The sequence below is a fragment of the Flavobacterium adiutor genome, assembly GCF_048282555.1.
Lineage (GTDB): Bacteria > Bacteroidota > Bacteroidia > Flavobacteriales > Flavobacteriaceae > Flavobacterium.
Genome location: NZ_CP182487.1, coordinates 1,395,204 through 1,414,381, shown reverse-complemented (window position 1 = coordinate 1,414,381; position 19,178 = coordinate 1,395,204). Strand labels below are relative to the sequence as shown.

17 protein-coding genes are annotated in these 19,178 nt (G+C 32.7%); 12 read left to right on the top strand and 5 right to left on the bottom strand.

What is annotated here, in order from left to right; all coding sequences use genetic code 11:
• Positions 1-72: 72 nt before the first annotated feature.
• The 8 genes from ACNC7R_RS06295 (at position 73) to ACNC7R_RS06260 (ending at position 5,992) form a co-directional block, all read left to right on the top strand.
• The gene (locus ACNC7R_RS06295; RefSeq protein WP_417940094.1) at positions 73-531 is read left to right on the top strand and encodes a DinB family protein; all 459 of its coding nucleotides are present in this window, start codon (positions 73-75) and stop codon (positions 529-531) included.
• A 60-nt stretch (positions 532-591) separates the two neighbouring features.
• Entirely contained in the window at positions 592-1,149 is a 558-nt protein-coding gene (locus ACNC7R_RS06290; protein ID WP_417940093.1) for a sugar O-acetyltransferase, read from the top strand.
• A 17-nt stretch (positions 1,150-1,166) separates the two neighbouring features.
• Positions 1,167-1,556, top strand: a complete 390-nt coding sequence (locus ACNC7R_RS06285) for a VOC family protein (protein ID WP_417940092.1) — start codon at positions 1,167-1,169, stop codon at positions 1,554-1,556.
• 187 nt (positions 1,557-1,743) lie between these two features.
• Entirely contained in the window at positions 1,744-3,021 is a 1,278-nt protein-coding gene (locus tag ACNC7R_RS06280) for a chloride channel protein (RefSeq protein ID WP_417940091.1), read from the top strand.
• Positions 3,022-3,149: 128 nt separating this feature from the next.
• A complete protein-coding gene (locus ACNC7R_RS06275; protein ID WP_417940090.1) occupies positions 3,150-3,749 on the top strand; it encodes an HPP family protein in 600 nt (199 codons plus the stop codon).
• 121 nt (positions 3,750-3,870) lie between these two features.
• Entirely contained in the window at positions 3,871-4,413 is a 543-nt protein-coding gene (locus tag ACNC7R_RS06270; RefSeq protein WP_417940089.1) for an IS1096 element passenger TnpR family protein, read from the top strand.
• 117 nt (positions 4,414-4,530) lie between these two features.
• Positions 4,531-4,890, top strand: coding sequence for a four helix bundle protein (locus tag ACNC7R_RS06265; RefSeq protein ID WP_417940088.1), 360 nt, complete (start codon positions 4,531-4,533; stop codon positions 4,888-4,890).
• Positions 4,891-4,933: 43 nt separating this feature from the next.
• Positions 4,934-5,992 carry a nucleoid-associated protein gene (locus tag ACNC7R_RS06260; protein WP_417940087.1) on the top strand — a complete coding sequence of 353 codons (1,059 nt, stop codon included), beginning with the start codon at positions 4,934-4,936 and terminating at the stop codon, positions 5,990-5,992.
• Between the two features lie 68 nt (positions 5,993-6,060).
• Here the strand turns inward: ACNC7R_RS06260 and ACNC7R_RS06255 are convergent, their stop codons facing one another.
• Both ACNC7R_RS06255 and ACNC7R_RS06250 read right to left on the bottom strand, forming a co-directional pair.
• Positions 6,061-6,468: a response regulator gene (locus tag ACNC7R_RS06255; protein ID WP_417940086.1), complete on the bottom strand. Its 408-nt coding sequence runs from the start codon at positions 6,466-6,468 to the stop codon at positions 6,061-6,063.
• Between the two features lie 3 nt (positions 6,469-6,471).
• Positions 6,472-8,181: a PAS domain-containing protein gene (locus tag ACNC7R_RS06250; RefSeq protein ID WP_417940085.1), complete on the bottom strand. Its 1,710-nt coding sequence runs from the start codon at positions 8,179-8,181 to the stop codon at positions 6,472-6,474.
• 167 nt (positions 8,182-8,348) lie between these two features.
• On the opposite strand from ACNC7R_RS06250, the gene typA reads away from it, so the two are divergent.
• Positions 8,349-10,145 (top strand): translational GTPase TypA, encoded by a 1,797-nt coding sequence (gene typA / locus ACNC7R_RS06245; protein ID WP_417940084.1) that lies wholly within the window; start codon positions 8,349-8,351, stop codon positions 10,143-10,145.
• Positions 10,146-10,446: 301 nt separating this feature from the next.
• On the opposite strand, the gene ACNC7R_RS06240 is transcribed toward typA, so the two are convergent.
• Both ACNC7R_RS06240 and ACNC7R_RS06235 read right to left on the bottom strand, forming a co-directional pair.
• A complete protein-coding gene (locus ACNC7R_RS06240) occupies positions 10,447-11,283 on the bottom strand; it encodes an ABC transporter permease (protein WP_417940083.1) in 837 nt (278 codons plus the stop codon).
• A 3-nt stretch (positions 11,284-11,286) separates the two neighbouring features.
• A complete protein-coding gene (locus ACNC7R_RS06235) occupies positions 11,287-12,198 on the bottom strand; it encodes an ABC transporter ATP-binding protein (protein ID WP_417940082.1) in 912 nt (303 codons plus the stop codon).
• 97 nt (positions 12,199-12,295) lie between these two features.
• On the opposite strand from ACNC7R_RS06235, the gene ACNC7R_RS06230 reads away from it, so the two are divergent.
• Both ACNC7R_RS06230 and ACNC7R_RS06225 read left to right on the top strand, forming a co-directional pair.
• A complete protein-coding gene (locus tag ACNC7R_RS06230; protein WP_417940081.1) occupies positions 12,296-13,348 on the top strand; it encodes a hypothetical protein in 1,053 nt (350 codons plus the stop codon).
• Positions 13,349-13,359: 11 nt separating this feature from the next.
• Entirely contained in the window at positions 13,360-14,220 is an 861-nt protein-coding gene (locus ACNC7R_RS06225) for a hypothetical protein (protein ID WP_417940080.1), read from the top strand.
• Here the strand turns inward: ACNC7R_RS06225 and ACNC7R_RS06220 are convergent, their stop codons facing one another.
• The gene (locus ACNC7R_RS06220) at positions 14,221-17,955 is read right to left on the bottom strand and encodes a metallophosphoesterase (RefSeq protein ID WP_417940079.1); all 3,735 of its coding nucleotides are present in this window, start codon (positions 17,953-17,955) and stop codon (positions 14,221-14,223) included.
• Between the two features lie 26 nt (positions 17,956-17,981).
• On the opposite strand from ACNC7R_RS06220, the gene ACNC7R_RS06215 reads away from it, so the two are divergent.
• Positions 17,982-19,160 (top strand): Pycsar system effector family protein, encoded by a 1,179-nt coding sequence (locus ACNC7R_RS06215; RefSeq protein ID WP_417940078.1) that lies wholly within the window; start codon positions 17,982-17,984, stop codon positions 19,158-19,160.
• The last annotated feature ends 18 nt before the right edge of the window (positions 19,161-19,178 follow it).

Here is a 19,178-nt window from a genome sequence, read left to right as displayed (position 1 = left end):
TTGTAGATTTTTAGGGATGAGTTGTAAAATACTAATTTGTATCTTAGCTATGAATTGTAAAAAACAGTTTTTATGTCAGAAAGTAAGAGAATTTCAAATCTATATCAGTCCATTTATAATGGAAATCCCTGGCTGGAAGTCACTTTAGCACATACTTTAAGAGATATTACCGCCGATCAGGCATACAGGAAAGTTAATCCTAATCTCAATACAATCTGGGAAATTGTCAATCATCTTATTCAATGGAGAAGGAATATTTTAAAACGTGTCCAGGGAGAAATAATCATTACTCCAGATCATAATTATTTTGTACCTGTTTTAGATCCGTCTGAAGCTGCCTGGGAGCAGTCACTTCAAAACCTGGCAAAATCACAAGAAGCCTGGAATGCTTTCTTTGAAGATTTTGACGATGCAGATTTAGCAAAAATATATGCCAACAATAATCACACCTATTACGAACATATTCACGGAATCATTCAGCACGATGTTTATCATTTAGGGCAGATTGTTATTTTGAAGAAAATGCTGTAATCTACAATTAGTCAATATAGCACAAAAGACATCAGAGAAATTTCCATGAATAAAATAATTATGAAAACAGAGAAAGAAAAAATGATCAGCGGTGAATACTATAATGCTTTTGATGCTGAATTAGTAAAAGGCCGCAGGAGAGCAAAAAACCTGCTTCATAGTTTAAATGTAAAAGAGTACCGGGTTACTAAAAAAGCAAAAGAAATTTTAAAGGAATTGATTCCGAATACCGGAACCGGTTTTTATATTGAGCCCCCTTTTCATTGCGATTACGGATATAATATTATTGCGGGAGACAATGTCTATTTTAATGTAAATTGTGTTGTTTTGGATTGTGCGCCTGTAACTATTGGTTCAAATGTATTTATTGCACCCAATGTTCAGATTTACACGGCATCGCACCCACTTGATGCTGAATTAAGAAAAACGCTCGAGAATGCGTATCCTGTTTCAATTGGAGATAATACCTGGATAGGCGGAAACGCTGTAATTTGTCCGGGTGTAACTATTGGAAAAGGTTGTGTTATTGGAGCCGGATCAGTTGTTACGAAAAACATTCCTGATAATTCACTCGCTGTTGGAAATCCCGCAAAAGTAATAAGAAAGTTAAATCAGTAATCTGAATCAAATACATAATGCTTACACTAAACAAAGTTCACCACATCGCTATTTTATGTTCTGATTATCACAAATCTAAAACCTTTTATACTGAAGTTTTAGGATTAACCATTATTAGAGAAATCTACCGCAAGGAACGCCAGTCTCATAAACTTGATTTAGCCCTGAACGGCATTTATATTGTCGAGTTATTTTCATTTCCAAATCCACCCAAAAGACCTTCAAGACCTGAAGCTTCGGGTTTACGTCATTTAGCTTTTGAAGTGATTAATTTGGAAGAAACTATTGAATTCTTAAATTCTAAAAACATTGAATCAGAACCTATCCGAATTGATGAATACACCGAAAAGCGATTTACTTTTATCACCGATCCCGATTTATTACCAATAGAGTTTTATGAAAGATGATGATGTCTTTATGAAGATTATTCTCTGAGATATTTCTGTGTTATGCCACCAAAAAAACAACGAAAGATTTTTCCTTCATTACTAATTTTAACATAATATACTGGGTATTTATTATTTAAAACCCAATTTGATTCTCTAATTTTGTAATCCGCATCAAAAAAAAGCAATACTACAAATTTATAGTCTGATGAACAAAACGGCGCAAATCAAAGAAAATCATCAATTTATTAAGTTTCGAAAATTAGTTATTGTTTCCTTATTAATTAGCTTTCTCTCAACCTTTCTCGGAATTTCACTTAAAAGAATAACAGAATACTACGAAGAAATCTTCTTTCACGAAGTATCGGTAAATCCCATTTTTTATACCATTTTTCCCGTTTTTGGATTATCCGTAATTTATTTCCTAAGACAATATCTTTTCAAGAAAAAAGAAAATAAGGGAATCAAAGAGGTTTTTGAAAGTACCGGTTCTAAATCTAAAAATTTACCTTCTTATAAAATTCCTTCTCACTTCATCAACGGATTATTAACTGTTATTTTTGGAGGATCAACCGGAATCGAAGTTTCTACAGTAGTAGCCACGGCAACAATTGGCTCTGTAGCTCACGAAAAAGAATATTTTTTCCGTCAATACAAAACTGAATTAATTTGCGCAGGTGTTGCGGCTGGAGTCACAGCACTTTTCAGCAGTCCGATTGCAGGGATTTTATTCGCCTTTGAAGTTATTTCCAGAAAAGTAACCCGCGCATTTATCATATCAAATGTCATAGCCGTTTCAATTGCTTTCGGATTGCTTACTATCCTAAAAGAAGAACCCTTATTTGCGATCTCAATCACGACCTGGCATTTAAAAGCGATTCCTTATTTTATTCTTTTAGGAATTTTAGCAGGGATGAATTCTGTTTATCTGACCCGTTGTGTTTTGTTTTTCAAATCTCAATTTGGAAAAATTGATACTCATTATTACAAAGTCATAATCGGATCAGCAGTTTTAAGTATCTCATTGTTTATTTTTCCGCAATTATACGGAGAGGGATATCATGCAATTAAAACCAGTTTCATTGCTCCAAATCAAATAATGACATTTACTTTAGCCTTAACTTATATTGGCATATTAGTTCTTAAACCTATTGTTACTTCCATTACATTAGCTTCCGGAGGTGATGGAGGTGTTTTTGCACCAAGCCTTTTTATCGGTGCTTTTTTAGGATTATTACTAGCCTCTGTTCTAAATACTTTTTTTCAGGTTCATGTAATTCCGGTAAATTTTATGATTATCGGAATGGCAGCAGTATTGAGTGCCAGTATCCATGCACCTTTTACAGCTATATTTTTAGTATGCGGACTCACAAACGATTATACCTTATTTTTTCCGATTCTTGCAGTCTCTTTGATTTCGAAATACACGGCAAAAATGATTTATCCTTATACTGTATACAGTTATTCTCCTGGTTTAACAAAATAGTTTCATGCTAATCATCGTAGATTAACAGAATCTTAAGGATAATAAACTATAGCAAAGTATATTTAAAAGCATAACAACGGAAGAAAAAAAGAAAAAAAAATCCATTACAAGCAAAACAATATTATATAATGCCTGTTCAAAAAATAAAAAGAGGATATCGCAAAACACGCTACATTCTTTACAAAGAAACTTTAGTTGATTATAAAGAACATTTTTGGTCTTTTTTAGGATCATTTGTCGGTATTGGAATCCTTGCTTATATTCAATCGATCCATTTTTCAGGAAATGATGCAGTTTATTTAATAGGTTCTTTTGGTGCATCGAGTGTACTTGTATACGGAATTATTCAGAGTCCGTTTTCTCAGCCCAGAAATTTAGTTGGAGGACATTTAATTTCTGCGTTCATTGGTGTTACCGTTCATAAATTAGCACCTGACATTATCTGGATTGCGGCGCCATTAGCAGTTTCACTCGCTATAATTTTAATGCAGATTACTAAAACTTTGCATCCACCCGGAGGTGCAACAGCTCTTATTGCTGTTATTGGGTCTGACAAAATAAAAGATCTGGGGTATCTGTATGTTCTTTCTCCGGTATTAATTGGCGTTTTAATTTTGCTTTTTACAGCGCTAATATTCAACAATATGACTTCAAGCAGAATTTATCCAAGCCATAGCACTTATCATAAACGCTATCACAAAATCAGAAAACGACTGGTAAAAAAATAGTAAACAGATTTGTTTTAGTGAATTTTAATTTTTCCCTAAAATGTTTTCAACAAATCGTATTTACTAATTCATAAATCATAATTTATATTTTACCTTTGGCTTTTCAAAAAATACAAAGATTATGGTTTATAAATTTAGAGTAATTCTGGACGCCGAGGAAGATATTTTTAGAGACATAGCAATTCTTGAAGATGATACCCTTGAAGATTTACACAATGCAATTTTCAATGCTTTTGGCTTTGATGGATCAGAAGTGGCTTCATTTTATACTTGTGATGATACATGGAATCAGGAAGATGAAATTCCGCTTTTTGACACAGGAGATGTTCCCGGTGAAATCAGAACCATGAACGATTATCCGTTATCTAGTATTTTAGATAAACAAAATACGAAGATTATTTACGTCTATGATTTCATCAGCATGTGGACTTTTTTAGTCGAATTGGCTGCCATCGAAGACGAACAAGTTGGAGTTACTTACCCGGAAACTTTATTTTCCCACGGTGAAATGCCTGATGAAGCTCTAGAAAAAAACTTCGAATCTGATGATATGCACAATGATATCTACGGTGAATTTGAAGATGATTTAGACGAAGACGATCTTGACATGTTCGAAGGAGACGACAGCTTTGAGGATTTTGGTTTTGAGGAGAATTGGAATTAGTTTTTTGAACATTCAAAGTGACAGAGTGACAAAGTCGCAAAGGTTTTCTTTTGAAAGCCAATATTTAAAAATGCAAGTTTTTACTTATTTTTATGTTTGTATTTTTAAACATAAAATATGAAAACTTTTAGAGATCTTTTTATCTGGCAAAAATCTATGAATCTGGTAACAGAAATTTACCAACTAACAAATTCATTTCCAAAAGAAGAAATTTACGGATTGTCTTCGCAAATTAGAAGATCATCAATATCAATACCTAGTAATATTGCTGAAGGATACGGCAGAGATGGAAAAACTGAATTATTACGATTCCTAAATATTTCTATGTCATCATTATTCGAAATGCAGACACAACTTGAAATTTCATTCAATTTAAAATATATAAACGAGCATCAATTCAGTAAAACAAACGGAGAAAGTAGAGAATTAGAACGAATGCTGAGCGCTTTTATAAAAAAATTAAAAGACCGCAAATAACCTTTGTCTCTTTGTCACTCTGACTCTTTGAAACTAGAAAAAAATGATAAACCTTTTCAATACCCACATCGATACGCTGGCAATACACCGCGTAGGAAATAAAAGCCGAAACGAAGCGATTTTTTTATCGGAGCAGCCATTTAACTTAAATGATGAAATTGTTCCTTTGATAAAAGAATTCTTTTTTAAACCTTTTAGAGAAAAAGAAGAAAACTATTATCAGTTCGCACACGAAGTGGATCTGGACTACAACGACATGTTTAAATTTGCAACCGAAATTTTTACAAATCCATCTAATGTTCATGAAGTTTCTAAAAAAATTACGAAACATTTATACGAACAATCCAATCATCCACACATTAAAAACGGTGAGGTTTATGTAACCTATTTGACAAATCTGAGTATTGATAACAATGTTGTTGATGCAATTGGGATTTTTAAAAGCGAATTACAAGCCGACTTTTTACAATTTGAAGAAAAAGGAAGCAACCTTGAAATGATTTTGCAACAAGGAATCAATCTGAATAAATTAGATAAAGGATGCTTAATTTTTAACTACAAAAAAGAAGAAGGATACAAAATCCTGACTGTAGATAGTAATCGCTATGACGCACGTTACTGGTTAGAACACTTTTTGTCTGTTGATGCCTTTGAGGACGAAAATTTCATCACTAAAAAATATTTAAAATTCTGCCAAAACTTTGCAAAAGATGTCGTTTTACCAGCAGAAGACAAAAAAGAAGAAGTAATGTTTATGAACCGTTCTGTAAATTACTTCGCTAAGAATGATCAGTTTGAAGAACAGAATTTCCTGAATGAAGTATTAGACAATCCTGATTTAATCCCTGAGTTTAAAAACTATAAAGTAGATAAAGGAGAAAAATACAGCATCGAAGATGTAACCTCATTCCCTATTGCAAACGCAGCCGTTTCTGACGCCAGAAAATCGATTAAAAACGTTATTAATCTCGATACTCATATTCAGATTAAAATGGACTTTATTAATCCTGAAAGCGCAGAAAAATTTGTTGAAAAAGGCTGGGATGAAGAAAAACAAATGTATTACTACTTAGTATATTTCAATAAAGAAGAAAAAAACTAAGCAGCATTCATTTTCTATTACTTACTTAAAGAAAGAAACGGCGATTAAATCTAATTGCCGTTTCTTTATTATAGTTCGATTTTATTTTTCAGATATTCAAGCATTTGTAAGGTTATAGGCTTTGAAAGAAAATCAATTATGATAGGATATTTTTTTGCTCTTGCTAAATCTTCAGGATTAATTGTAGAAGATAAAACAATAATATTTACAGAATTAAATTCCTCATAATCAGGAGTTGTAAAATGATCTAAGAACTCCCAGCCTCCCATGACTGGCATATTCAAATCCAGAAAAATCAATTGCGGTTTTTTTACCGGCTGATCTTTACTATATTTTAAGGTATTGAAATATGACAAAGCTTCTTCACCATTTTGAGCTGTGATGATTAAATCAGAAAAACCTGCTTTTGTAATTACTTTTTTAGACAACATCAATGTAATTGGATCATCATCAATACATAAAATTTCTTCCAGCATAACTTAATTTTTAAATGTTATGATAAATGAGGTTCCTTTGTTAACCTCGCTTTCAATACTAATTGTTCCTCCCATAGTTTCAACCTGAGATTTCACAAGATACAAACCAAGACCTTTACTATCGGGATAATTATGGAATCTTTGATATAATCCGAAAACTTTATCACCGTTTCTTTCTAAATCAATACCTATTCCATTATCAGTAAAAGTCAAAAAAACCGTCTGCCCCACCTGTTCAGCAGTTATTGAAATTTTTAACTTTCTATTCTCAGATTTGTATTTAATAGAATTCGTTAACAAATTTAATAATATACTTTCAATATATGCTTTATTAGTATTAAGTAATGGAACTTTATCCAGCTTAAGTTTTATTATTGGCTTATGTGTCTCTATTTGAAAAGACAACTGACTAAATACATTTTCAAAAACTTCAGCCAGAGAAACCATTTCTTTTTGCATCGAAGGATTATCTTTTATAATGATAACCTTTACCAGGTCATTAATTGTTTCATTTAGAAGATACGTTGACTTATAAAAACCATTAAGAATTTCCTGTAACTCAGGATTATCAATAGGTATATACTCAATCAGATTTAATAAGCCCATTAAATTAGACAGCGGAGCCCTGAGGTTATGCGAAGTTATATACGAAAACTGCTTTAAATCTTTATTATTCTGAGTTAATTCACGAATTAAATGCTCTTTTTCGGTTTCCAGCTTTCTTTCTTCTGTAATATCCTGCTGAATTGATATCCAATGCGACAAAATACCTTCTGAGTTAAAAATTGGAATCATAGAAAAGCGAACCCAATATTCCTTTTTATCTTTTCTGTAACTTATAGTTTCTATTAAACATTCCTTTTGTTCTTTGATAGCCTTCAATACTTTTTTTAATGTCTGCGAGTCTGAGTTTGGCCCTTTAAAAACATTGGGTGACTGCCCCAGAATTTCATCAGATTCGTAACCGGACATTTTAGAAAAAGCTGGGTTTACGTAAACGATTTTCGGAATTTTACCATCAGTAGAATTTGCTTCTGTAATTAAAATAGAATCCTTAGACTGTATAATTACGGTTTCTAAAAGTTTAAGGCGCTGCTCTTCTTCTTTTTGCTTTGTGATATCCTGAATGGCCCCTATCATTCTGATAGCCTTGCCGTTTTCATCTTTTAAGAGAAAACCTCTGTCCAGAACATATTTATAATTTCCATCTGCACACCTGAAGCGATATTGATCCTGCCATTTTTCAGTTTTCTGTTCAATAAAAGAGTACAATTTCACAGACATCCTGATACTGTCCTCAGGATGAATTTTATCGAACCACCATTTAGAAGTCATTCCTACATCTTCCTGCTTATATCCAAAAACAGTTTCAATCCCTTTATTCCATGCAATGTAGTCTTCCTGAATTCTCCAGTCCCATATGGTATCACTGGTAGCTTTTGCAACTATATCATACTTTTCATTAGACTCTTTAATCTCTTCATTTGTAAGCTGCATTTTCTTTAAAATGGAGATATTTTTACTTTCCTTTTTAGATAAAATATAATTAAAAACAACTCCGGTAATAAATATATAAATAATGTCTTTTACAAAACTAAGATAAAAGAATTCAGTTTTTAAAGCATAGCAAACCAGAAACTTATGACACAAGACGGCCATAAATAACGAAATAATAACGTATATCAGCGTAATTTGTCTGGGTTTACTTTTCATTACTCAAATATAGGCAAATAAACCAAAATGCACCAAATAGAAGTGTGTTTAAATCTATTGAATTATTACTATTTCGTTAAACTAATTCACTGGCATTACGTAAACTATCCTCAAAACGTTTTTTATTAAAAAATAAAGTGTACCTTTGCGCCCATTAAAAATCACAGATGGAATCTATTAGAAACATTGCAATTATTGCCCACGTCGATCACGGTAAAACCACTTTGGTTGATAAAATTATGTATCACTGTCAGTTATTTCGTGAAAACGAAAATACAGGTGATTTAATTCTTGATAATAACGATTTAGAGCGTGAAAGAGGTATTACAATTACTTCTAAAAACGTATCTGTTCAATATAAAGGAACAAAAATCAATATTATTGACACTCCTGGTCACGCTGACTTTGGAGGCGAAGTAGAACGTGTATTGAACATGGCCGATGGTGTATGTTTACTTGTGGATGCTTTTGAAGGTCCGATGCCGCAAACTCGTTTTGTATTACAAAAAGCCATTGATTTAGGTCTTAAGCCTTGTGTAGTTATCAACAAAGTGGATAAAGAAAACTGTACTCCGGAAGAAGTTCACGAGAAAGTTTTTGATCTAATGTTTGAATTAGGCGCAACAGAAGAGCAATTAGATTTCCCGGCTGTTTATGGTTCTGCAAAAAACAACTGGATGTCTGAAGACTGGAAAGTACAGACACAAAATATTGAGCCTTTGCTAGATATGGTTATTAGCAATGTTCCTGCACCAAAAGTATCTGAAGGAACTCCTCAAATGCTGATTACTTCTTTAGATTTCTCTTCTTTTACAGGCCGTATCGCAATCGGACGTCTTGAAAGAGGCACTTTAAAAGAAGGAATGCCAATTTCTTTGGTAAAAAGAGATGGAAAAATCATTAAATCGAGAATTAAAGAACTCCATACTTTTGAAGGTCTTGGCCGTAAAAAAGTAGAAGAGGTAGTTGCTGGAGATATCTGTGCTGTTGTTGGTGTTGAAGGTTTTGAAATCGGTGATACTATTGCAGATTTTGAAAATCCTGAAGCATTAAAAACAATTGCTATAGATGAGCCAACAATGAGTATGTTATTTACGATTAACGATTCTCCTTTCTTTGGTAAGGAAGGTAAATTCGTTACTTCAAGACATATCCGTGACAGATTGACAAAAGAATTAGAGAAAAATTTAGCAATGCGAGTTGCTGATACTGATTCTGCAGATAAATTCATGGTTTTTGGCCGTGGCGTATTACACTTGTCTGTACTTATTGAAACCATGAGAAGAGAAGGTTACGAGCTTCAAATCGGACAGCCACAAGTTATCATCAAAGAAGTTGATGGTGTGAAATGTGAGCCAATTGAGGAACTGACTATCGATTTACCAGAAAACCTTTCAGGTAGAGCAGTTGAATTCGTTACGATCCGTAAAGGTGAAATGCTTTCTATGGAAGGTAAAGGTGAGCGTATGATTATTAAATTCAACATTCCATCCCGTGGAATTATCGGTTTAAGAAATCAATTACTTACTGCTACAGCTGGTGAAGCTATTATGGCACACCGTTTTATCGGATACGAACCATACAAAGGAGAAATCCCTGGACGTAACAACGGTTCATTAATCTCTATGGAAAATGGAAAAGCAATTCCTTATTCTATCGACAAATTACAGGATCGTGGTAAATTCTTCGTTGACCCTAACGAAGACATTTACGAAGGTCAGGTTATTGGAGAAAACACTCGTAGCGATGATATGACAGTTAACGTTACTAAAACAAAAAAACTTTCTAACGTACGTTCTTCAGGAGCTGATGATAAAGCCAGAATTATTCCTGCTATCAAATTCTCTTTAGAAGAAGCTTTAGAATACATCCAAAAAGATGAGTATGTTGAAGTTACTCCAAAATCACTTCGTTTAAGAAAAATTTACTTAAGCGAAACTGACAGAAAACGATATAAAATCTAATTATATTTAATTTTCAATATTAAAAATCCCAAATTCCAGACAAAATGGAGTTTGGGATTTTTTTTTAAAACCTTCATTTAATTTATAAAGATCAAAACTTAAAATGAACCTAGAAACTTTATCTTTTTTTAACTACCCCCCCTTTATGCTTAAAGTAAATGCATTTTTTACTTTATACCATTATTATCATCAGCCGGAAGTAAAGTTCCTAAATACACTATCCTGTCTGTGCCTGAAAGTGAAATTTGACTGATTAGTCTTCCATATTCCAATAATGCAAAAAAATAAATTATTCAAAACACTACAAATCCCTTTTTTTCAATAGTTTGTATGAAGAATAAACAAACAAAAATGTCCAGACCAGGACAATTAAAACAGAGAAATAGTCAACACTGTAATCCTTCCCATTTTCAACTCCCATTTGATCACCAATAGTTTTAATTACTGACAATCTTGTAAAGGGTTCAATAATTAAATTTGACATCGCTTCTAATGGAAAAAACTGTGTGATTTTTTCATCAATCGTGCTGTTAGGAAAGATCCAAAATGCTAAAATCCCTCTAGCTATTGATTCAATAAAAAGCCATACTAAAAGAAAACCTAATGCAAAAGCCGAGCGTTTTACTAAAATCCCCAAAAACAAGCAAAAAGAAAAGAAACCTGTCAACTTAACAAAAAAAGCTAAGAGATAATCTAAATCCATTAAAATCACATCGAACTCATTATAAGATGAAAAACACAAACCAAGAATTAAACTCATCACAAAAACGAAAATGGTAGAGCCCAAAGCAAAGAGTATTACAGTCAAAAATTTAGACAACACAAATTCTGTTTTGCTTAGTCCATCGATCAAATTCTGTTTTAAAGTACCGTAACTGTATTCATTCGCCATCATAGAAACAATAACAATGGCCAGAAAAAATTTCAGCCATGCGGCTACATAGGTATTAAAATGCCAAATGAAAGGAAAATTGAAGATTCCCATTTCTGCTAAATGAAATCGAAAAATTCCTAAATCAAATTTTATTGAGGCAATTAAAGCTATAAATGAAAGTAATATGAAATATGTTAGTGTCAATACTTTACTCACTTTGTTTTTCCAGATTTTTTGCAATTCTATTGAGATAAGTCTGTTCATGGTTTAGTTATTTTGAACGTTGGAATTTTGGGTTAATTCTAAAAACTGGGCTTCTAAACTGTTTTTGCGTTTTACTAAATGGCTTAGTACAATATTTTTTGAGAATAAAAATTTATTTAGTTCAGAAGCAGACAATTCTGATTTTAGATAAACCAAAACTTTTCCTTCTTCTTCATTCATTCTGTCAACTGCTGGATGTTGATTCAAAATAGATTTCAAAGTTTCATTGTCCTCTGACTGGATTTCAAAGAAGCCTTCATTTGCAGACATTCCGTCAACAGATCCTGAATAAAGCATCTCCCCTTTTCTCAAAACCACTACATGCGAACATACTTTTTCAACTTCGTCCAATAAATGTGAAGCCAGCAGAATAGTCGTTCCCTGTGAGGCAATTTTTTTAATAATATCACGAATCTGATGAATCCCCTGTGGATCTAAACCATTGGTAGGTTCATCCAAAATTAAAATTTCAGGATCATTTAAAAGTGCTGAAGCAATGGCCAGACGCTGTTTCATTCCTAAAGAAAAAGTACTGAATTTACTGTTTTTTCTTTCTGTCAGACCAACCAAATCAAGCTTTTCATTTATTTTAGAATAGTCAATCCCTTTTATTTTACAAACCAGCTTTAGATTTTCTTCGGCAGTCATGTAAGGATAAAAATTAGGGCGTTCAATTATCGCGCCTACTCTTTTTAAAGCTTCATGAGTTTGCATTTTACCTCCAAACCAGCTGTAAGTCCCTGATGTACGGTTTACAACATTGAGAACAATTCCTAAAGTGGTTGATTTTCCACTTCCGTTTGGCCCTAAAATACCATAAACGCGTCCTTTTTGTATTTCAAAAGATATATTTTTCAAGGCCTGAATTCGCCCATATCTTTTATGAAGATTTTGAATTGTAAGTATGGTTTCCAAATTTATTTCGGTTTTAGTTTTTTAGTAAGACGTTTCAACTTAGATATTGTTACTTCTAAATATAAATTAATGTAAATTTGCATTAAAGATATTGAAAATGAGCGAGCCTTTAATGCTGTTAAAAAAACCTACTTACCCTCTGACACAACCTCTTTTAAGTTACTTAGAACGATACGAAAGAATCTCAAAAGTTTCTGTGTTTTATGACGACTTATTGCGCTTTTCAGGTTCCATAAATGTATATGATAAGAATGATGCTGACACTTTATGGATCAGAGTCTATTATAACGAATTTGAAAGAAATGAAATTGATCTCAACCTAAAGAAAATTTACTCTCTTTTACATTCTGACGGAAATAGCGAAATTATCCAATTTCTTAATATTGATGCTATTGATTACTGTACATTTGGTAATTCAAAACCTTTCCGTATTAAGGTTCGAAATATCCTAAACGATAATTATGTTCATTTTTATATTAAAAAAGCGGACGCATCCAGAATTTACGGCCTGGAATTAGAAGATATTTTATCTCCTGACAAAATCAACTTTCTGGTTTATAATGATACCCTGATTGAAGAACATATTATTGGCATTCCTGGCGATGTTTTCATGGACACCTTATTGGATTCATGTACAGAAACCGAAAAATCACAAATTGCAAAAGAGTTCGTAAAATTCAATGAACGCTGTATGATTCGACTTTTAGGTGATATGCGTGCCTATAATTATGTAATTGTACCTATTCACGATTTTGATCAGGTAGTCTATAAAATACGTCCGATCGATTTTGACCAGCAATGCTATGAAGGTAATTTCAAAGTGTACCGCCCTCAGTTTTTCAAGGAAAATTATCCAATGATCAAACTAATCAAGGATAAACTTGAAGAACGCTCTATTTTTCAATACAAAGACGAAGAACGTGCTATTTTAGCAAAGCGAATACATTCTGCCGAAAACAGAATTAAAAAACTTTTAAATATAATGTGCCATGATACTATTTCAACAGAGGAGCATTTAAATCAGCTAAAAATGGAATTATACCGCTACACTAATGATATGAAATTTAAAAATGCTAAATCGATGGGACATATTATGCATGCCGCTTTTGAATTTATTACACGTAACTTTAAAAACACAAACCTAATTTAAAAATTTATTTTATGAAAAAGTCCTTCTTAATTGTAAATTCTCTCGTTTTACTCGCTTGCCAACAGCAATCAAATAGTGATTTAAAAACGCTTTATTCACTCCCAAAAAAACTTAAGGAAGTTTCAGGAATCACTTATTTTCCTGAGAGTAATTTGATTTATACTTTGGAAGACAGTGGAAATAAAAATGAAATTTACGCTATAAATTCAGAAGGTAAATTAGAAAAAACTATCGCCATTACAAATGCCAAAAATGTAGATTGGGAAGATATCACAAAAGACAAAGCAGGAAATATTTACATAGGTGACTTTGGCAATAACGATAATGAACGTATGGACTTGTGTATTTACAAAGTAGCCAAAAGCGAATTAAACAAACAAAACGCCGTTATTGAATATAAGGTTTCTTTTTCCTATCCTGAACAGAAAGAGTTTCCACCCAATAAAAAAGAATTATTCTATGATGTGGAAGGCTTTTTTGAATTTCAGAATTACTTTTACCTATTTACCAAAAACCGAAGCAAAGGTTTTGATGGAACTGCTTTTATTTACAAAATTTTAAATGCGCCAGGAACACAAAAAGCGGTTAAAATTGGAGAATTTAAAACCTGCAAAAATTATAATCATTGCGTCTTAACAAGTGCAACAATTAGTCCTGACGGAAAAAAAGTCGCACTTTTAAGTCACGATAAAGTTGTTTTATTCAAAGATTTCAAAGCAGATTCTTTTAACAAAGGCTCTCAAACAGAAATTGTCCTGAATCACTTCTCACAAAAAGAAGCTGTTGTTTTTAAAGACAATACTACTTTATTAATAGCTGATGAAAAAACCAATAAAATCGGCGGCAATGTGTATGAATTTAGGTTAAAATAGCTAGAAGCTGTAAGCAGCTCCTACAACTACTCTTCCTCTTTCATCCGGTGATTTGAAATAGGAAACTCTCGCTGTAATCACATTTACGCCATTAAGCCAGATCCCGCCTCCAAAATCATTATGCCATTTTTTTGAATTTTCGCCATCCAGCCAAATACGACCATAATCAAACCCTGCTAAAATTCCATAAGTAAGTGGCGCAATTGTTTTTCGGATTTTTCCGAGACTTAGACGCAAATCCGTGCTTTGCGAATAAGACGTATTTCCTAAAAATCTTTCCGTTCTGTAACCACGTAAATCTTTATCTCCACCTAAAGTCACACCCTGATAAAACTCGTAGTTGCTATTTAAAATCGCTTTTGTCTTAAAAAAAGTTGCAAAAACTAATTTGCCATGCGAATCGATTTTATGTACAAAACTTAAATTACTTTCGACAGTAGGGAAATTTTGTTTAGAATTATCCAGATTTGTCAGCCAGCTGCCTGAAATCATAAAAGCCATCCCTAATGAAGGTTTTGAAACAAAATCAGTATTTTTAAAACTATATTTTATGATTGCACCAGCAAATTGCTGGCCTTCGAAAACAGTAGATTTTACAACACCAGGCACATCAATAAAGCGTGCTTCTGTATCATCAACCTTCATCTTTTCAAAAACAGGCTGAAAACTCAATTCACTTCCATAACGACCAACGTGTCTTACAGCAGGTGCCACTCTTAATTTCTGGATCCGAACACGATTGAAATCCATTCCCAAATCCTTATCTTCATTGACCGTTTCATTTCCATATCCAAAATAATTAATTGCAAAATTTGGCGTAGTATATTTTGCCTCAAGGTCAATAATCCAATTTCCTAATAATCCGGGAAAATGTGAGTTGTAATCCAACTCAAAACCTGCTGTAGCAAAATAATAGAACCCATTTAGAACATGCTTTTGTGTATACGGATTTTGTTTAAAATTATTAACTGTATAATTAAGATTGACTCCTATTTTCACACCATCATCAGGATTAAAACCGGCGGTTGGTAAACCTGAAAAAACGTTATATTTCGGTTTTTCAAAATTATACAAATTCACATCGTAATCATCTGTAAGTACTTTTTTTGCTTTTTTATCAAGGTTATAGGTATTGTTTTTTGATTTAAAATCATAAATTCTTACTCTTTTTCCATTATCAACAGCATATAAATCATTGTTTTGTCCTCCGATTAACCGAATCAAAATTTTCGAATTGTATCTTCCCTTTATTTCATAAACATCATCATCATCTAAACCGTAAATCCAAAGATTTTTAGTCAATTTATCGTTATACTTTTTTGTATAAATCAGTTCTTCACCCTCTTTTTTAAGGCGATACACTTTTAGTTCGAGAGTATTTTTAGAAATGTGATTTATAACAAACTTATCTTTTTTGTCTGTTCCTGCTACCATTACTGTACGAGAAAGAACATCAGAATAAACTGCTGCATATTTTTGAAGCTCTTTTTTTCTGCTTTTCAATTTTCGCTTTATATCTTCAATAGTTTCATCCTGAACTTCTTTTGGCAGGTTTTTAAAAGCATTATCAATATCAGCATCCAAAAGATTTTCCTGAATATACTTTGCCTGTGCAATCCAGTCGTTTTTATCGGCTACTCTGACAAAAGCCAAATCTAAGGGATAAGGTTCCCTATTAAGCCATTTTACATTATCAATTTTATCTTTAAAGCTTCGCATGTGCCGCAATGCGGGAATATTCATTAATAAAGAAAGTAAGGTGCCGTCATATTTTGTAAAAGCCTGGTCACGATCACGAGGTATAGGTCTATATACAATTTTATCTCCTTCCTCATATTCTCCCCAGCGCCATTGATCCTGATGCCTGTCCCAATCACCAATAAGCATATCAAATAATCGTGCTTTCATGTATGCTTTTTCATCAACACTATATTTTTCGTCCTTATGAAGATTTTTCATCATATCCTCAGTACTGATAATATCATTTGGTTTTCCAAAACTGCGGGCATCTTTTTGATTATCTGAAGCACGCTCTTCGACCATGTATAATGCATCACCAAAATTTGAATTAAACTCTTTTAGAGCATTTTGCTTCGGAATGTAATATAAAACCGGATTAGAATGTGCTAATCCTAATTTATCAGCCATATTTCCAATTGAAAAAGGTGTATATGGATGTGCCGTAGTATAAAAATCAAGTAAAAAACCCTCAGCATAAGTATCCTGAAAATCTGTTTCTACATACTGATCCTTAAAAGCAACAGATTGAAGAAACTGTGTAGCACTCTTTTTTAAGGCACGTATAACGTATTCTCTTTTCTTAGAATCTACGACTCTTAATGATATTGATTGATGTCCGCCTCCTTCTCTTAGGGGTTTCAGACCTCCTTTAAGCGTATCCAGAGTTGCAGTTTGCGCTTCTATCGGAAGACTGTAATATTTACGGTAATGATTTCCAAAAAGAAATTTATGCACTGCACTTTTTCTGGTCATCTCTTTAGTATAAATTGAAGAAGAAACTGTTTTAGGAAAATCATTAGAAGCTTTTTTGTCCCAGTTAAATTCTTTTGCTTTTATAATTTCACGTTCAAAAAGCATTTTTTCTTTATTATTTTCATTGCCATAGAAGTTTACTTTTGCATCGCCGCTTTTAAACAATGTCAATACTGCATAACCATTACCGCCATAAGAGAAATCGTTTGGATTGATTGCTCTAGCAGCTTCTGATTTTGAACCAGCCCCGCTAATAATCTGATTGATATTCTCATTATTAATGAACTGGAGATTGTGATCATGCCCCGAAACTACAATGATATTTTTTTGACCCTGAATAAGTGCTTTTATTCTTTTTGCAAGAATAGTATATTGCTTATTCTGAAGATCCTGCGGGCTAATTCCTGATGTCTTTCTAATTAAATTAATCATAGAACCAATAACCGGAAGCGGAATTTTATTCTCTAAAGGGAACAATTGCTTCTCTAATGAAAACTGTCCGCCATGTGTCCCATTACTCATTAAAGGATGATGCATAGCCAGAACAACTGTCTTTTCCTGGTTTTTATTCAGAATATTTTCAAGTTCGTCAAAAAAATCTTCCCTGGTTTTAATGTCACAATTATCATTTATAGTCGGATGTTTGTTCCAGTCTTCTAAAAACCATTGGCTGTCAATGGTAACCAAAGAGGTAATACTATCCATTTTTACCTCTTCAATTGGGCAATTTTTTCTTGGTAAAAAAGTCTTTTTATCATTTAGGTATTTCGTAACAAAATCAGCCTGAAGCTCGAGTCCTTTTGTACCATTGTACCAATCGTGATTTCCCGGAATAAAAATGGTTTTCCCCTTAAAACCTTTAGTTAGTCTGAGCTGACCGGTCAGTTTCGTTTCTGCAATTTTTACTTCAGCCTCCTTTTTGCTGGCCGGAAAACCTTTAGGGTAAATATTATCTCCTAAAAATAACAATGTAGCTCTTTTATTTGATTTCTTTAATTTATCATGCAGTAATTCAAGTGTTTGCTTCGCTTTTTCTTCATCTGCATTTCCCGCATCACCAACTAAATAAAAAGTGTGTGCAATTTTTATGGTATCAGTTGCGTTTTCGTTTTCGTTGGCACTTACATTTTTACCATATTGAGGATGCCGGGTTGCACATGAATAAATTAAAGACAAAAGTAAAAATGGAAGAATTTGGCTTTTAATCCTTACAACAAAATGATTATCCAGAAACAATTTCATAATTTAGTGGTATAAAAATATTCTCTATGAACCTAATACAACAGTCCGAAGATTTCGTTACTAATTTACTCAAAGATAAACTATCTGCTTTATATTCTTACCACAATTTCAACCATACTTTTAGTGTGGTAAATGCAACTAAAGAACTTTGTAAAAAAGAAAATGTAAATTCTGATGACAGAGAATTACTTTTAATAGCTGCATGGTTTCATGATACCGGATATATTATTGGATATGAAAACCATGAAAACGAAAGCATTAGGATTGCTTCTCAATTTTTAAAAGAAAAAAACCAAACAGATGAATTCATAAAAAAGGTAGGAGATTTAATTTCGGCTACAGCCAAAGAATACATTCCGAAAAATCATCTTGAAAAGATAATAAAGGATGCCGATTTTATTCATATTATCAGTCCTGAATATGTTAGCTCCTGCGAATTATTGCGCCTTGAATTAAAAAACACAGGAATTGTAGATTTTACAAACCTAGAGTGGGCTACAGAAAACTTCAATTTTTTAATGACAAAACACCACTTTTATACGGATTATGCCCAAAAAAACTGGCAGCCTCTGAAAGAAAAAAACTTAGTCAAAATTCAGAAAAAGATAAACAAGCAGAAAACCCAAAAAAAGGCTGAAGTTGAAGATGAAAACAAAAAAAAGGAAAAATCAGAGAAAACAGATCGTGGTGTTGATACCTTATTTCGTGTTACTTTAGGAAATCATACACGTTTGAGCGGGATTGCAGATAGCAAAGCCAATATTTTATTATCTGTAAACGCAATTATAATTTCAATCGCACTCTCTTCTATTATTCCAAAATTAGACAGCCCAAAAAATGCCCACCTGGTAATCCCGACCTTCATAATGTTGATTTCTAGCGTAATAACTATTATTTTTGCTATTCTATCCACAAGACCTAAAGTAACTTCCGGTATTTTTTCACGCGACGATGTTGAAGCTAAAAAAGTTAATTTAATGTTTTTTGGCAATTTTTATAAAATGCCTTTACATGAATACGACTGGGCCATGAACGAAATGATGAAAGACCGCGACTATTTGTACTCTACAATGATAAAAGATTTATACTATCTTGGTTTGGTTTTGCAACGAAAATATAATTTACTCCGAATCGCTTACAACTTTTTCATGACTGGAATCATTATTACGGTAATTGCTTTTGTAATCGCATTCAGATCAATTTAGAACTCTTTTTAAAACAAA

Coding starts and splice junctions, on each gene's coding strand:
- ACNC7R_RS06295 (WP_417940094.1), top strand. CDS start 73: ATGTCAGAAAGTAAGAGAATTTCAAATCTATATCAGTCCATTTATAAT.
- ACNC7R_RS06290 (WP_417940093.1), top strand. CDS start 592: ATGAAAACAGAGAAAGAAAAAATGATCAGCGGTGAATACTATAATGCT.
- ACNC7R_RS06285 (WP_417940092.1), top strand. CDS start 1,167: ATGCTTACACTAAACAAAGTTCACCACATCGCTATTTTATGTTCTGAT.
- ACNC7R_RS06280 (WP_417940091.1), top strand. CDS start 1,744: ATGAACAAAACGGCGCAAATCAAAGAAAATCATCAATTTATTAAGTTT.
- ACNC7R_RS06275 (WP_417940090.1), top strand. CDS start 3,150: ATGCCTGTTCAAAAAATAAAAAGAGGATATCGCAAAACACGCTACATT.
- ACNC7R_RS06270 (WP_417940089.1), top strand. CDS start 3,871: ATGGTTTATAAATTTAGAGTAATTCTGGACGCCGAGGAAGATATTTTT.
- ACNC7R_RS06265 (WP_417940088.1), top strand. CDS start 4,531: ATGAAAACTTTTAGAGATCTTTTTATCTGGCAAAAATCTATGAATCTG.
- ACNC7R_RS06260 (WP_417940087.1), top strand. CDS start 4,934: ATGATAAACCTTTTCAATACCCACATCGATACGCTGGCAATACACCGC.
- ACNC7R_RS06255 (WP_417940086.1), bottom strand. CDS start 6,468: ATGCTGGAAGAAATTTTATGTATTGATGATGATCCAATTACATTGATG.
- ACNC7R_RS06250 (WP_417940085.1), bottom strand. CDS start 8,181: ATGAAAAGTAAACCCAGACAAATTACGCTGATATACGTTATTATTTCG.
- typA (WP_417940084.1), top strand. CDS start 8,349: ATGGAATCTATTAGAAACATTGCAATTATTGCCCACGTCGATCACGGT.
- ACNC7R_RS06240 (WP_417940083.1), bottom strand. CDS start 11,283: ATGAACAGACTTATCTCAATAGAATTGCAAAAAATCTGGAAAAACAAA.
- ACNC7R_RS06230 (WP_417940081.1), top strand. CDS start 12,296: ATGAGCGAGCCTTTAATGCTGTTAAAAAAACCTACTTACCCTCTGACA.
- ACNC7R_RS06225 (WP_417940080.1), top strand. CDS start 13,360: ATGAAAAAGTCCTTCTTAATTGTAAATTCTCTCGTTTTACTCGCTTGC.
- ACNC7R_RS06220 (WP_417940079.1), bottom strand. CDS start 17,955: ATGAAATTGTTTCTGGATAATCATTTTGTTGTAAGGATTAAAAGCCAA.
- ACNC7R_RS06215 (WP_417940078.1), top strand. CDS start 17,982: ATGAACCTAATACAACAGTCCGAAGATTTCGTTACTAATTTACTCAAA.